A 14,232-nucleotide genomic window follows, 5' to 3' on the forward strand; every position below is an offset into this window, starting at 1 on the left:
CGACAGCGAAGGTTTTCGAGGCACAAAGAGAGAATGGCAGCCAAGACCATCATCAGCCGGCCCATTTACGGAACCCTGTCTCCGCAGCCTGGCAGGCATCATCTGTTCATCGCCGACGCCGAAGGCGCGCTGGCGATTACCGATATGGCCCGAACCGCGCCACCTGGCTTTTTCGATTGTGCCGAGATCGTCTTCATTCCCGGTCCTGACGGCAAATATATTGCTGCCCTCGAAGGGTTGAAGCCGGCGCAATTTCACACCGCCCCGTCCTTCGCCAGTCTGCTGCCGCGTCTGAAGCAGACGCTTGATAACGCGCATATGGGTCTGCGCCTCTATCTCGCCGGCACCGAAGGGCTGATCGGGCAGGCTATGCAGGTGGCGCTCGAAGCCGGCATCGACCACACCTCCATGCAGACCGAGCATCGCGGCTCGCTGGCACGGCGCATGCAGTGCGTGCACTGCAAGGGCATCACCGAGAATGTGACGACGCAGCCGGCGACCTGCTCGCATTGTGGCCTGCTGCTTCTCGTGCGCGATCACTATTCCCGGCGCCTTGCCGCGTTCCAGGGCGTCTGCATCAATGCCGAGGATCGCAGTGAAATTCCTCCGATGGAGGAGATATTTCGATGAGCACCGGCACCACCAAGCTCGACGTCGTCGTCAGCGATGTCGTCCCGGTCAATGAGCTGGTCACCCGGTTCCATTTTCGCCGGCGTGATGGCGAGCTGTTGCCGACCTTTTCCGGCGGCGCCCATGTCGTGGTCGAGATGCGCGATGGCCAGCGCACAAGGCTCAATCCCTATTCGCTGATGGGCTCGCCGCTAGACACGCGCGAATACACCATCTCGGTGCGCCGCGACGACGTCGGTCGCGGCGGCTCGCTGTTCATGCACAGGTCGGTCAAGCCGGGCCTGGAGATGGTGATCAGCTATCCGGTCAATCTTTTTTCGCTCGATCTGCGCGCTAAGAAACACCTGATGCTGGCCGGCGGCATCGGCATCACGCCGTTCATGGCCCAGACCGCGCAACTGGCGGGGGAGGGCGGCAATTTCGAACTGCACTACACCTGCCGCACCGCTTCGCTTGGCACTTATGCCGACGTGCTGCGGGAACGCTACGGCCGTCGCGTTCGGCTCTACCATGATGACCTTGAGGAGCGGATCGAACTCGACCGGTTGCTATCCTCGCAGCCGCTCGGGACGCACCTCTATGTCTGCGGCCCGGCCGGCATGATCAACTGGGTACGCGACCGCGCAGCTAACCTCGGCTGGCCGCCGGAGACCGTCCACTACGAGCATTTCGCGGCGCCGCAGCCCGGCCTGCCATTCGACGTGACGCTTGCCGTCAGCGGCAAGGCCATCCGCGTCGGCGAGCAGCAGAGCCTGCTGGAAGCCATCGAAGCCGCCGGCGTCGATCCGCCCTATCTTTGTCGTGGCGGCGTCTGCGGCCAGTGCGAGACCAACGTCATCTCGTGTGACGGCAAATTCATCCACAACGACCATTGGCTGAGCGAGGAAGAGCACCGTTCGGGCAGGAAGATCATGCCGTGCGTGTCGCGCTTCGAGGGCAGGTCGCTGGTCTTGGAAAGATAGGAGGCGAGAATGGGCATCACCTTTCGCAAGGAAACGTTCCGCGACGACTTCACTTTCAAGAACAGCCCCGAGCACATCAGGCGGTTTCCGTTCCCCTTCCATGAAGACAGCTACATGTACGCGGTCAACATCGAGCCGCATGTCGTCGGCCCCAAAGGCTCGGTGCTCGAAAACCTGATCGACGTCGACGAACACTATGTCGCCGAGATGCAGGACCGCGCCTTGGTGCTGGCCGAGGATCCCCTGCGCTGCCAGTCGCTGCCGCACATGACGCTCGCCGGCTGGGACCTGCTGGAGCTTTTGATGGAGCAGCAGGCGCTGGGCTATCCCGAGCATTTCACGCTGACGCGCGACGGCGACCGCTGGCGCTGGATCAACCGGCCGCTCGGCATCGATGATACTTTCACCTTCGGGGACACCTCGACTTTGCCTTATGGGCCGATGGAATACATCACCCGCCAGAGCCAGGGCGATTTCTGCATCCTCGACCAGCGCGACGGCAATCTATGGATGGACGCCGGCATGGTCACCACCCAGGCCGACTGGTCGCTCGATTTCGACATCGGCATGAATTTCTTCGAATGGCACGCGCCTGTGCCGCTGGCGCATGAGAAGGGTATTTTCACGCGCGCGCTGAAGTTCCTCACCAACATCCAGCAGGGCAAGCCGGCACGGCGCCTGAACTGGACGATGACCATCAATCCGCGGCTGGACACCAGCCCGGAGAATTATCACAAATGGGGTCCGGACCGCGCGACAGTGACGTCGGAGAATGTCGGCGACAAGGGGCATCTGCGGGTCGAACTGCAGAGCTTCTGGCGGCTGCCGCGCTCCAATGGCATCGTCTTTCCGATCCGCTGCTACCTGATCAAGATGGACGAGCTGGTGACGCAGCCGAAATGGGCACGGCGCCTGCACCGCGTCATCCGCGACCTACCCGAGGAACTCGCCAGCTACAAAGGCCTGACGCGCTTTCGCCCGACACTGGTCGAGTGGTTGTCGAAGCTGGACGATGGCAGCCCGACGAGCCCGGGGTTCGGGCCGGATTGAAAGCCCCCCTCATCCGGCCGCTTCGCGGCCACCTCCCGAGGGGAGAAGAGATCGCCAACGCTGGCGTCGGGCTCCTCTGCCCTAGGGGCAATCCGGGTGAGGGGCTGCGGCGGCCCGCCTACCCAGCACTGCCCTGCGGGTAGCAGATAATCGACAAATACCGCATCGGCAGTTTCGTCAGTTGCTCCGGTCCGTGCGGCGCGTCGGCGTCGAAGAACAGGCTGTCGCCGGGCTTCATCGGGTAGAGGTTGCTGCCGTGCCGGTAAACGACCTCGCCCTCGAGCATATAGAGGAACTCCATGCCCTCGTGCTGGAAGGTCGGGAATACGTCGGAATCCTCGGTCAGCGTGATCAGATAGGGCTCGACGACGACGCCGCTGGTGTTCGAACCGATATGGCCAAGCAGATTGTACTGGTGGCCGGCGCGCGTGCCGCGGCGCTCGACGTCGAGGCCTTGGCCGGCCTTGACGAAGACGGCGCTGCGTTCTTCCTCGAAGCGGCGGAAGAAGGCGGTGACGGGAACGCCGAGCGCCCGCGACAGTGCCTGCAAGGTGGTCAGCGACGGCGAGGTGATGCCGTTCTCGATCTTCGACAACATGCCCAGTGAAATATCGGTGGCGACCGCGAGATCCGCCACGGTGATGCCGAGCTTCTTGCGGAAGGCCCGCACCTCGCGGCCGATCGCGACCTCCAGCACTTTTTCGCGGGTATCGCGAATAGCGTGCGGGTTTTGTGTCAGCGGCGCGCGTATGGTCCTGCCGTCCGCCGACACTTTCGGCGACGGCTTTGCCTTTGCGCTCGCGGGAGCCTTGGAATTCGAATTCGCCTTTGCCATGTCGCCCCCAATCGTCAGGATTTATTTCACTCAAGGTGAACATGTCAGGTGCCGATACAGGACCGCAACCGCAACGGCAAGCCATCTTATGTTGCGCGCGGCAGTGCGACCATCGCGGCGCCCACGGGTTTTCCGCCAGGAATCCACTGCGCGCAAACGCCGTTCCAGCAGATGTCTGTTGACAGCACCAAGAGGCCAATTACTGTCACTACCAGTGAAATTTGTTTCGCTGGGGAAATCAAAAAAGGAGGCCCGGAATGAACACTCGCGTTGCCGTCATCGGAGCCGGACCGTCCGGTCTGGCCCAACTCAGGGCTTTCAAGTCGGCGGCCGACAAGGGCGCCGAGATTCCCGAGATCGTCTGCTTCGAAAAGCAGTCCGACTGGGGTGGCCTGTGGAACTACACCTGGCGTACCGGCCTCGACGAACATGGCGATCCCGTGCACGGCTCGATGTACCGCTATCTCTGGTCGAACGGGCCGAAGGAATGCCTGGAATTCGCCGACTACACATTCGAGGAGCATTTCGGCCGGCCGATCGGCTCCTACCCGCCACGTGCGGTGTTGTGGGACTACATCAAGGGCCGCGTCGAGAAGTCGGGCCTGCGCAAATGGGTGCGCTTCAATAGCCCGGTGCGCATGGTCACCTTCTCGGACGAGACGAAGAAATTCACCGTCACCGCGCATGACCGCACTAACGACGTGACCTATTCGGAAGAGTTCGACAATGTCGTCGTCGCCTCGGGGCATTTTTCGGTGCCCAACGTGCCCTATTTCGAGGGCTTCTCGACCTTCAACGGCCGCATCCTGCACAGCCACGATTTCCGCGACGCCATGGAGTTCAGGGGCAAGGACATCCTGATCATCGGCCGCTCCTATTCGGCCGAGGACATCGGTTCGCAGTGCTACAAATATGGCGCCAAGTCGATCACCTCCAGCTATCGTTCCAAACCGATGGGTTTCAAATGGCCCGAGAATTGGAAGGAAGTGCCGCTGCTGCAAAAGGTCGTCGGCAAGACGGCGCATTTCAAGGACGGCACGACCAAGGATGTCGACGCCATCATCCTGTGCACCGGCTATCTCCATTCCTTCCCGTTCCTGACCGACGATCTCAAGCTCAAGACCGCCAACCGCATGTGGCCGTTGGACCTCTACGAGGGCGTTGTCTGGGAGAAGAACCCGAAGCTGTCCTATATCGGCATGCAGGACCAGTTCTACACCTTCAACATGTTCGACGCGCAGGCCTGGTTCGCGCGCGATGTCATCATGGGCCGCATCAAGCTGCCGTCGGCCGAGGCGATGGCGGCGCATGGCGCCAAATGGCGCGCCCGCGAGGAGACGCTGGAGGATGCCGAGCAGATGATCTGGTTCCAGGGCGACTATACCAAGGAACTCATGGACCAGACCGACTATCCCGGCTTCGACGTCGAGGCGGTCAACCAGACCTTCATGGAGTGGGAGCATCACAAGGCCGAAGACATTATGAGCTTCCGCGACCATTCCTACCGCTCGCTGATGACCGGCACCATGGCGCCGCTGCACCATACGCCCTGGCTGCAGGCATTGGACGATTCCATGGAGAGCTATCTCGAGGTGAAAGGAGTGGCGGCCGAGTAGGCCGCCGCCGCTACCCCAGCCTTGCCCGCGCCTTGGCCGTCCAGGCATTGAACAGCCGGTCGGCGACGATGCCGATGAAGGCGATGGCGAGGCCGGCGACGATGCCGCGGCCGGAATCGGCTTTCGACAGCGCGATGAACACTTCCTGGCCGAGATCGCGCGTGCCGACCATGGCGCAGATGATGATCATTGCCAACGCCATCAGGATGGTCTGATTGACGCCGAGCATGATCTCCGGCAGCGCCAGCGGCAGTTGCACGCGGAAAAAGGTCTGGCGCGGGGTGCAGCCCGACACTTTCGCTGCCTCGATCAGTGCCGGCGGCACCTGCCTTATGCCGTGATTGGTGTAGCGGATCGCCGGCACTACGGCGAAGGCTATCGTTGCAATCATCGCCGTCACGTCGCCAACCCTGAACAGCATCACGACCGGGATGATGAAACAGAAGGACGGCAGCACCTGCAGGGTGTCGATGACGGGTGTGACGATCTTTTCGAAACGGTCGCTACGGGCTGCCATCAGGCCGATGGGAATGCCGATCAGGCAGGCGATGAAGGCGGAGATGCCGCAGAGATAGACCGTCGCCATGGTCTTTTCCCACAGGCCGGTGACCGCGCAGAAAGCGGTCAGCATTGCCACCAGGACGGCCAGCCGCGGGCCGGAAAGCTGGTAGCCGGCAAGGCCGAGCAGGAACACCGCGCCCAGCCAAGGGAAGCCCTCGCAGAAGGCGCGCAGCGGATTGAGCACATTGAGGATCAGCGCCACGCGGAAGGCTTCGATGAGATCGAAGAAGTTGATCGTCACCCAGTTCACCGCCGCTTTCCACAGTGGCGCGGTGGTGAAGGTGATCGCCTTGGGCACGGCCGCGAAGGCGGGTACGAACAGGCCGAGCAGAGTGGTGACGGCAAGGATGGCGACGGCGAGCGTCAGATTGGGATAGCGGCGCCAGAACCTCGGGCTCGCGGACCGGTGGACATTGCCCTTCGCCTGCTTGTGGGCGATGGCCTGGCTCAGCCGGTCGAGCGCGATGGCCAGTGCGACGATGGCAAGCCCGGCTTCCATCGCCTCGCCGACCTTGAGCGCGCGTAGCGCCAAAAGCACGTCGTAGCCTAGGCCGCCGGCGCCAATCATCGAGGCGATGATCACCATGTTGAGTGCCAGCATGATCACCTGGTTGACGCCGACCATCAGCGTCGGCCGCGCCGACGGCAGCAGCACGCGCCACAATTTCTGCCGCGCCGTGCAGCCTGCCATCTCGCTGAAATCGTCGATCTCGGACGGCACCCGGGACAGGCCCAGCATCGTCGCCCGCACCATCGGCGGCGTGGCGAAGATGGCGGTGGCGATCATCGCCGAGACCGGGCTGTTGCCGAACAGCAGCAGCATCGGGATGAGATAGGCGAAGGTCGGGATCGTCTGCATCAGGTCAAGTGCTGGGGAGACCACAAGCCGCTCGGCCCACGGCCTGCGCCAGGCCCAGATGCCGGCGAACAGCCCGGTGAGAATGCAGAACGGCACCGCGATCGAGATCAGCGCCAGGGTCAGCATGGCACTGGTCCACTGGCCGAACAGCGCGATGTAGAGGAAACATCCGCCAACCAGCAGGCTGAGCTTCCTGCCTCCTGCCGCATGGCCGGCGAGGAAGGCGACGGCGCAGACGCCAACCCAGGACAAACGCGGCAGCACGAAAGCGTCGGCGCCATGGCCGAACTTGAAATTCTTGGCCAAGAGATTGAGCGCGAAGTCGAGCGGCACGCCGAGCACCGCGGTGACCGAGCGCGTCAGCCAGGACAGGTTCGACTTGATCCAGCCCATCAGCGCGCTGACCCAGTCGGCGACGGGGACGACCGCCTCGACCGGGTAGTTGACGGCCCATGGCAGCCTGTCCTGCAGCAGGAACATCACCAGCACGGCGGCAAGCGCGAGCACCCAGATCACCAGCCACCGTTGGATCGGCGGCCTTGTCCGGCTGGCGTTTGCGGTTACCGTCATGCGCCGGCTCGCTCGATGCCGGCCAGAAGATCGATCACCGCTTGCGGCGTCACTTCGCCGATCGGGATGCCGGTGCCGTTGATCACGGCGAAGGGTTTGCCGGCGGCAACGATGCTGGCCGAAAAACTCGATATCTTGGCCTCGGGCGCCACCGTGCCGCCGTGCTCGGCGCCATCGCAGCTACGCATCAGGCTGCGCGCCGAGATCACCTTGGCGCGGTCGACGTCGCGGGTGAACTCGGCGACATAGCCGGTCGCCGGATTGACCACCAGTTCCTCCGGCGTGCCGATCTGGATGACTTGGCCGTCCTTCATGATGGCGATGCGGTCGGCCAGCCTGATGGCCTCGTCGAAATCATGGGTGATGAAGACAATGGTCTTGTGCAGCATGGTCTGCAGCCGCATCAGCTCGTCCTGCATCTCGCGGCGGATCAGCGGATCGAGCGCCGAGAACGGCTCGTCGAGAAACCAGATCTCCGGCTTGGTGGCGAGGCTGCGGGCGATGCCGACGCGCTGCTGCTGGCCGCCCGACAGTTCGCGCGGATAGAAATGCTCGCGGCCGCGCAGACCGACGAGTTCGATGACTTCCCGGGCGCGCGCCTCGCGTGTCGGCCGATCCTGTCCCTGGATACTCAGAGGAAAGGCGATGTTGTCGAGCACGTTGAGATGCGGCAACAGCGCGAAATTCTGGAACACCATGCCCATGCGATGGCGCCTGAGTTCGATCAGGGCCGCATCGGAAATCTTGAGCAGGTCCTTGCCTTCGAATTCGACCTTGCCATGTGTCGGCTCGACCAGCCGCGACATGCAGCGCACCAGCGTCGACTTGCCGGAGCCGGACAGGCCCATGATGATGAAGATCTCGCCCTGGCGGATATCGAGGTCGACGGCGCGCACCGCACCCACAAGGCCTGCCGCCGAGACCTCCGCCATGCTGGCCTTGCCCTCACGCTCGCGAATGAAATTGGCGGCGTTCGAGCCGAACAATTTCCAGAGGTTGCGGCAAGCAAGTTTTATCGGGCGGGCATCCGTCGAGTCGGATGCCTGTTCAATCGCTTCCGTCATTCAGTCGCCCTTCTGGAACATCAGGAATTGAGGTCCGGCCGGTCAACAGCCGGGCCTCCCTTCCAGTCGAAGGTCACTGCGCCCAGGCTTTCCAGTCTGCCTCGTGAGCGGCGATCCAGGCGGCGGCGACGTCTTCCGGCGTCTTGCCGTCAAGATCGATCTCGCCGCTCATCTTGTTCAACTCGTCGGTGTCGATCGTGTAGGCCTTGGCCACTTTGTAGGCGACCGGCCATTTGTCTTTCATGCCGTTCCAGGAATACTTCCAGATCTCGCCATGCGGCTTGCCGCAGTCGTATTTGGCGTCCGGGTTCACGCCCCATTTCGGGTCGGTGTAGCATTCGGGCGTGTATTCGGGGAATTGCACCCATTCGCCCTTGTATTTTGCAGGCGCCCAATGCGGCGAATAGATCCACAGCATGATCGGCGCCTTGCGCTGATAGGCGGAATCCAACTCGGCGAACATCGCGGCATCAGTGCCGGCATGGATCACGGTGAAGGGCAGCTTCAGCGCCGCGACACGCTCGTCGTCAAAGCCTTCCCAGGTCACCGGGCCGCCGAGATAGCGCCCCTTTGGCGCCGTCTCGGCGGTCGAGAACGATGCCGCGCAGGTGGCGTCGAGCAGAGCGTGCCAGTCCGGCAAGGTCGGACATTTCTCCTTCATGTATTCGGGGAACCACCACTCTTCCTTGGCCTTCGGGCCGAGCTTGCCGAGCCTTTCGGTCTGGCCCGTGGCATCGGAGGCCTTCATCGCTTCGCCGGCCGTCGTATCCCAGAATTCCAGGCCGACATCGATATCGCCATTGGTGAGGCCGGTTGTCAGGCTGGAGAGATAGTCGGCGGTCGGGTATTCGACGGTATAGCCGAGCTTTTCCAGGATGCCGCCGAGGATCTTGGCGTTGAGATTGACGCTGGTCCAGTCGAACAGCGCGATCTTGATCGGGTCGTTGGATTCCGGCGCCGCTGCCTGCGCTGTCGGCGTCAGGACACTTGCCGCGGCAAGTGCAAAAGCTCCCATTGAGGATTTCGATATCACACTGCGAAATGGCATTGCTTGGTTCTCCTTCAAGCTGTGACGGTTATTGGTCGTTCCCTTGTTGCGTCTTTTCTTGATTGTGTTGGAAAGGCAGGCGGTTGTGCAAGACCGTTCTCGCCATGTCGGGGCCAAGCCGGCACAGGCGCGATGATGCTCGATTTCGGTGAGGACGGACGCTGCCCAGACAGCCAGTCTCATGGCCGATCGATCGCCGCGATGGCGATCGTCCGCGGATCAATTGTCAGTCCTGCGGCGCCCTGCAACATGCGAGCCATCAAGGTCCCATGATCCCGAGCATTTCCGGCGGAATTGCTCTCGGCTATCGCCTGGCAAGCCCCATCTCGCCAGCGCGGTTTCACAGGATGAAAATATATATACCAACGTTCATGCCGCGCAACGACTAACGCCGCGAGGAAGCAGAATTCCAGACTGCAGGCGAAGCCGGCCGACGACGGCGGGACACGGGTCGCACGCCCTGTTTACCAGCAGACGTAGCCGCCATCGACGATCAGGTCGAGGCCGGTGACGAAGCTCGACGCGCGGCTGGCCAGGAAAACCGTCGGCCCGACCATTTCCTCCGGCGTCGCCATGCGTCCCATCGGCGTGTCGCGTTTGAAGATCTTCACCTCTTCGGCCACTCCGGCCGTTTGTTCATCGGCGTCAGCGTGTAGCCCGGGCTGACGACGTTGACGCGCAGGCCGCGGTCGGCCCACTCCATGGCAAGGCTCTTCGACATGTGGATGACGGCGGCCTTCGAGGAATTGTAATGCGCCTGCGTCAGTCCGCGATTGACGATGGTGCCCGACATCGAGGCGATGTTGATAATCGAGCCCTTGCCCCGCGCCAGCATCTTGCGCGCTTCTGCCTGGCAGGACAGGAACACGCCGGCGACATTGACCTCGTGCACCTTCCGCCATGTTTCCAGAGCCAGTGTCTCCGCTGGTTCGGAGCCGGCAATGCCGGCATTGTTGACGGCGACCGTCAACGGGCCGAGTTCGGCTTCGACGCGATCGATGGCCGTGGCCAGGTCGCCCTCCGACGTCACTGTGCCCGTCAGCACCAGCGCCCTGCGGCCGAGTGCCGTGACCCGGTGAGCGGTTTCGTCCAGCCCACCCTTCGACGCATGGCCAAAACAAGCGACATCGGCGCCTGCCTCGGCCAGTCCGATCGCGATTGCCTGGCCAATGCCGCTGCCAGCGCCGGTGACCAGCGCAACGTCGCCGTCCAGTTTGAAAAGATCCATCGATAGCCCCCCTGCTCAAGGAGGGTATGCGCTGATCTATATCTCGATCAAGCCTTCAGCGGGCCGCGGCATGCCTAGAAATATCCGTCGGACGCGGCCGTGGCTTCCTTCGAGATTTCGACCCCATCGACCAGGATCTTGTCGACCAGTTCGTGGTGGAAGCAGACCAGTCCCTTGATGCGTTCTGCCTCGTGCACCGGCTCCGGATAATACCAGACCATGTTCTCGTGCCGTTTCTTGGGCGTGGTCACGTGATAATAATTGGAAATGCCCTTATAGGGGCAGCGTGAGATGTAACGGCTGGGCGCGAACATATCGAGGCGCGTGTCGGAGATCGGCAGATAGTGGCGCACCGGGTGGCCGGTTTCGAACAGGAACACGCCGCGCCGTGAATCGGCGACCTGCTCGCCATCGAGGATGACCTGGACGCGCCGCGACGACGGCAGGCAGTCGACGCGGCGGAACGGGTCGCGGGCGTGCACGAAAATCTCCTCGTCTTCCTCGAACCAGTGGCCCATCTTGCTCCACACGAACGACATGTAGCCCGCGATCGGCGGACAACCCTTGACCGGATCGAGATAGCGCCATGCACCGTCTTCGACCAAGGTGATGCCTGTATTGAGCGAGTAGTGCGTGGCGATGCCTTTGTACGGATCTTCCGTCGTCGTCTTTGAGGGCAGCAGGAACTCCTCGCGCACGTCCTCGATCGGGAAATAGTAGACCGGCAGATGATCGGATTCGTACAACACCAATGCCTTGGTGGTGTCGGCAACGGTCATCGAGCCGACCTGGACCCGCAGCCGCTTCAGCGACGGCATGGTGAAGGCGACATAGCCGGGCTCGAACTCGTACTGCTCGATCGTGTCGAGCACGGGGAAATGCGGTCCGCGACCGCGCAAATGAGGCTTGCGAATGGTAGTCTCCTGTTTCTGTCTGTCGTCGGCGCGTGGTTAGGACGATATGAGGCTGGGCCGACGGCCGGCGCGGGCTTCCGGACGGTGGGCGTTTGCCGGTGTCGAACCGTTGGAGCGATGGCCCCCATCGTTCGTCGCGGGCCTGTTGCCGGATAGCCTCACCGCGGAGCCGTCCAATATTGCTTCTGCCTGCCGAGCATGATCTTGGCAGCATCTACCCCAGCGACACCCGATCGAGCAGCAGCCCGGCGGCGATCGGCGGCAAGCCGCTGACATTCTTGCGCACCGGAACCAAGAGATCGGGGAAGTAGCTGAAGATGATGGGTGTCTCGTCGAGCAGCAGTTTCTGGATGTCGGCGGCTGCCGCGCGCTGCGCGCCGATATCGAGCGCCTTGAGATAGCTGGTGACCATGCCGTCATAGGCAGGGCTCTTGAAATGCGCCGCGTTCCAGGGGCCGTCGCTGACCAGCGGGCTCTTGAGGAACACATTCGGCACGCTACGATGAGCGTAGTCGGTGATGCCGAGTGGGCTGTCCAGCCAGTCCGATTGGCCGAATACGGCCTTGCCGTAATATTTGTCCTGGTCTTCGATGTTGAGCGAGATGCGGGCGCCGATCTCCTTGGCGAAATTCTGGAACAGCTGCGCGTAGCCGGGGATATCGGAGTAGCGCAACGTCGTCAGTGTGATGTCGAAACCATTGGCAAGCCCCGCCGCCTCCATGAGTTGCTTGGCCTTGGCGATATCCTGCGTGCGTTGCGGCACCGACTTGTCGGTTGCGGGAAAGGCCGGCGCGAACGGGCTGTCATTGCCGGTCGCCGCCATGCCGCGGCACAGTCCGTCGACCAGCTTGGACCGATCGACGCTGAGCGCCAGCGCCTGGCGCACGCGCTTGTCGGTGAAGGGCGCCATGTCGCAGCGCATGTGCAACTGGCGATGCGCGGTCGAGGCGACGCGCAGCACCATGATGTCGGGGCTGTTCAGCACCACCTGGCTGACATCGAGCGGAACCGCGTCGAGAATGTCGACCTCGCCGGCCTGCACCGCCAGGATGCGCGGCTGCACGTCGCCGTAGAACTTGAATTCGAGCCGGTCGGGCAATGCCCTCTCGCCCCAATAGTCGGGATTGCGCACGAAGGTCGCGCCGACCTTTGGCGTATAGGTCTCCATCCGGAACGGCCCGGTACCCTCAAAAGTCTTTTCGTAATCGCCCTTGTAGCTCGCCGGCAGGATGACGGCGTTGTAATTGTCGATCGACACCGAATAGGGAAAGCTGCCGTTCGGCGCATCGAGATGGAAGGTGACGGTGTGATCGTCGACCTTCCGGGTTCCACCCTTCGACAACAGGCCCTTGAACACCGACAGCGCGTTGGAGGCGCCGTTGGGATCGGCCAGCCGGTCGAACGTTGCGACGACGTCATCGGCTTTGAATTCCTCACCATTGTGGAATTTCACGCCCTTGCGCAGCTTGAAGGTCCAGACGCTGCCGTCCGCATTGGGCGACCAGCTTTCCGCCAGAACCGGCTTCAGCGTGAGGTCCGGCTGTGTGACGCAGAGGAATTCGGCGGTCTGGAAAACCAGTTGGTAGCTGCCACTGTCATAGTAGGTGACGGGATCAATGGCGCCGCCTGGCGTCGCCACGCCGGCGCGCACCGTGCCGCCCGGCTTGCCCTCGGCGCTGGCCTTCCGCGTGTCGAAACCGGCCGCTCCCAAAATGCCGCCAAGCAACGGCAGCGACAAGCCAAGCATGCTGCCGTGGCGGAGAAAATCACGCCGGTCGAGCCTGCCTGCCAGCAACTCGTCGACAGCGGAATTTTCGATTTCCGTGAGGCTTTTGCGGGCGGCGTCGATCGTCATGAAATGCCTTGGCATGGCTGCATTCCTCGCTTGCCCTCGGGAGAGTGGCCATTTAGGTCATTGTTGACCGCGACCGGAAAGCGATATTTTTTGATGAGGCCCATCGAAATTTTCGATGCTGGAGTGATGGCATGGATACCGAAAACCTGCGCAGCTTCCTGGAGGTCGCCGAGCATGGCAGTTTCACGGTCGCTGCCAGCCGGCTCAATCTCGCGCAGTCAACCGTCAGCGCCCGGATAAGGGGGCTGGAGGAGCAGTTGGGGCGCCGGCTTTTCGTAAGGGATCGCGACGGCGTCACGCTAACGCCGGCTGGCCGGCAGTTCCTGCCGCATGCCTCCTCCATCACCCGCACTTGGGAGCAATCGCGGCAGGACATCGCCGTTCCCGACGGCTACGAGTCGCTGTTGCGCTTCACCGCGCCCGCCTATCTCTGGGATCGCGTCACCTCGCCATGGATCGCGTGGATGCGGGCCCAGCGGCCGAACGTGGCGCTGCGGCTCGAAGGAAGCTTTCCCGACCTGGCGATCGACCAATTGGCCGAAGGACTGCTCGACATCTGCATTCTCTATCTGCCGCGGCCGCATCCCGGCATCGTCTACGAGACGCTGGCCGTCGATCAGGTCGTGCTTGTCCAGCATTCCGCGCAGGCAGGACCGTGGACGCAAAACTACATCCTGATGGATTGGGGGCTCGAATTCCGCATCGAGCACGACCGTGCCTTCGCCGGCATGGTGCGGCCGGCAATCTCGGCCGGGCTGGTCTTCATCGGCCTGCAGCACGTGTTGTCGCAAAAAGCCGCGGCCTATCTGCCGCTCAGTGCCGTCAGCGGCTACATCGAGAACGGTGAGATGAAACGCATCGAAGATGCGCCTGTGTTTCAGCGGCCGATCTATCTCGCCTATCCCAGCAATCCCGTATCGTCGGATGTGCTCGACGTCGCGTTGACCGGATTGCGGACGCTGGCAAGGGACTGGACCGGTGATCGGGGCTTTGCCGAGGGGGACCGCTCCTTCAGCATGATCGGCCAGGCGTGATCGATA

The 14,232-nt window shown here is 62.6% G+C and carries 11 protein-coding genes and 1 pseudogene; 5 read left to right on the forward strand and 7 right to left on the reverse strand.

Annotated elements, in window-relative coordinates:
- The first annotated feature begins 33 nt into the window (after nucleotides 1-33).
- The 3 genes from LB554_RS01535 to LB554_RS01545 are packed head-to-tail and all read left to right on the forward strand — an operon-like array spanning nucleotide 34 to nucleotide 2,642.
- On the forward strand, nucleotides 34-630 hold the full coding sequence (locus tag LB554_RS01535) for a dimethylamine monooxygenase subunit DmmA family protein (protein WP_140617368.1): 597 nt from the start codon (nucleotides 34-36) through the stop codon (nucleotides 628-630).
- Entirely contained in the window at nucleotides 627-1,592 is a 966-nt protein-coding gene (locus tag LB554_RS01540; protein WP_224582847.1) for a PDR/VanB family oxidoreductase, read from the forward strand. Before LB554_RS01535 ends, LB554_RS01540 begins: the two co-directional genes overlap by 4 nt.
- Before the next feature lie 9 nt (nucleotides 1,593-1,601).
- Nucleotides 1,602-2,642 (forward strand): heme-dependent oxidative N-demethylase family protein, encoded by a 1,041-nt coding sequence (locus tag LB554_RS01545; protein ID WP_224582849.1) that lies wholly within the window; start codon nucleotides 1,602-1,604, stop codon nucleotides 2,640-2,642.
- Between the two features lie 118 nt (nucleotides 2,643-2,760).
- Here LB554_RS01545 and LB554_RS01550 read toward each other — a convergent pair whose 3' ends face one another.
- Complete coding sequence (locus LB554_RS01550) at nucleotides 2,761-3,477, reverse strand: helix-turn-helix domain-containing protein (protein ID WP_140617365.1); 717 nt, start codon at nucleotides 3,475-3,477, stop codon at nucleotides 2,761-2,763.
- A gap of 257 nt (nucleotides 3,478-3,734) precedes the next feature.
- Between LB554_RS01550 and LB554_RS01555 the strand changes: the two genes are divergently transcribed.
- Nucleotides 3,735-5,093, forward strand: coding sequence for an NAD(P)-binding domain-containing protein (locus LB554_RS01555; protein WP_140661467.1), 1,359 nt, complete (start codon nucleotides 3,735-3,737; stop codon nucleotides 5,091-5,093).
- A gap of 10 nt (nucleotides 5,094-5,103) precedes the next feature.
- On the opposite strand, the gene LB554_RS01560 is transcribed toward LB554_RS01555, so the two are convergent.
- From LB554_RS01560 to LB554_RS01585, 6 genes and pseudogenes are all read right to left on the reverse strand, one after another.
- Nucleotides 5,104-7,083: an ABC transporter permease gene (locus tag LB554_RS01560; RefSeq protein ID WP_224523612.1), complete on the reverse strand. Its 1,980-nt coding sequence runs from the start codon at nucleotides 7,081-7,083 to the stop codon at nucleotides 5,104-5,106.
- Nucleotides 7,080-8,147 carry a glycine betaine/L-proline ABC transporter ATP-binding protein gene (locus LB554_RS01565; RefSeq protein ID WP_224582851.1) on the reverse strand — a complete coding sequence of 356 codons (1,068 nt, stop codon included), beginning with the start codon at nucleotides 8,145-8,147 and terminating at the stop codon, nucleotides 7,080-7,082. Before LB554_RS01565 ends, LB554_RS01560 begins: the two co-directional genes overlap by 4 nt.
- Before the next feature lie 73 nt (nucleotides 8,148-8,220).
- Complete coding sequence (locus LB554_RS01570) at nucleotides 8,221-9,195, reverse strand: ABC transporter substrate-binding protein (RefSeq protein WP_140617361.1); 975 nt, start codon at nucleotides 9,193-9,195, stop codon at nucleotides 8,221-8,223.
- A 464-nt stretch (nucleotides 9,196-9,659) separates the two neighbouring features.
- Nucleotides 9,660-10,423 (reverse strand): annotated as a pseudogene (locus LB554_RS01575) (SDR family oxidoreductase).
- 74 nt (nucleotides 10,424-10,497) lie between these two features.
- Nucleotides 10,498-11,295, reverse strand: a complete 798-nt coding sequence (locus LB554_RS01580; protein WP_224582854.1) for a DUF427 domain-containing protein — start codon at nucleotides 11,293-11,295, stop codon at nucleotides 10,498-10,500.
- Between the two features lie 256 nt (nucleotides 11,296-11,551).
- On the reverse strand, nucleotides 11,552-13,207 hold the full coding sequence (locus LB554_RS01585) for an ABC transporter substrate-binding protein (protein ID WP_224582855.1): 1,656 nt from the start codon (nucleotides 13,205-13,207) through the stop codon (nucleotides 11,552-11,554).
- Between the two features lie 116 nt (nucleotides 13,208-13,323).
- Between LB554_RS01585 and LB554_RS01590 the strand changes: the two genes are divergently transcribed.
- Nucleotides 13,324-14,226: a LysR family transcriptional regulator gene (locus LB554_RS01590; protein WP_224582857.1), complete on the forward strand. Its 903-nt coding sequence runs from the start codon at nucleotides 13,324-13,326 to the stop codon at nucleotides 14,224-14,226.
- Nucleotides 14,227-14,232: the final 6 nt, after the last annotated feature.

It is taken from the genome of Mesorhizobium sp. CO1-1-11, from assembly GCF_020164995.1.
GTDB classification, from domain to species: Bacteria; Pseudomonadota; Alphaproteobacteria; order Rhizobiales; family Rhizobiaceae; genus Mesorhizobium; species Mesorhizobium australicum.

Bases quoted from the DNA above. Each gene is read 5' to 3' on its own strand.
- LB554_RS01570 (WP_140617361.1), bottom strand. From the start codon at position 9,195: ATGCCATTTCGCAGTGTGATATCGAAATCCTCAATGGGAGCTTTTGCA.
- LB554_RS01565 (WP_224582851.1), bottom strand. From the start codon at position 8,147: ATGACGGAAGCGATTGAACAGGCATCCGACTCGACGGATGCCCGCCCG.
- LB554_RS01540 (WP_224582847.1), top strand. From the start codon at position 627: ATGAGCACCGGCACCACCAAGCTCGACGTCGTCGTCAGCGATGTCGTC.
- LB554_RS01535 (WP_140617368.1), top strand. From the start codon at position 34: ATGGCAGCCAAGACCATCATCAGCCGGCCCATTTACGGAACCCTGTCT.
- LB554_RS01555 (WP_140661467.1), top strand. From the start codon at position 3,735: ATGAACACTCGCGTTGCCGTCATCGGAGCCGGACCGTCCGGTCTGGCC.
- LB554_RS01560 (WP_224523612.1), bottom strand. From the start codon at position 7,083: ATGACGGTAACCGCAAACGCCAGCCGGACAAGGCCGCCGATCCAACGG.
- LB554_RS01550 (WP_140617365.1), bottom strand. From the start codon at position 3,477: ATGGCAAAGGCGAATTCGAATTCCAAGGCTCCCGCGAGCGCAAAGGCA.
- LB554_RS01545 (WP_224582849.1), top strand. From the start codon at position 1,602: ATGGGCATCACCTTTCGCAAGGAAACGTTCCGCGACGACTTCACTTTC.
- LB554_RS01590 (WP_224582857.1), top strand. From the start codon at position 13,324: ATGGATACCGAAAACCTGCGCAGCTTCCTGGAGGTCGCCGAGCATGGC.
- LB554_RS01585 (WP_224582855.1), bottom strand. From the start codon at position 13,207: ATGCCAAGGCATTTCATGACGATCGACGCCGCCCGCAAAAGCCTCACG.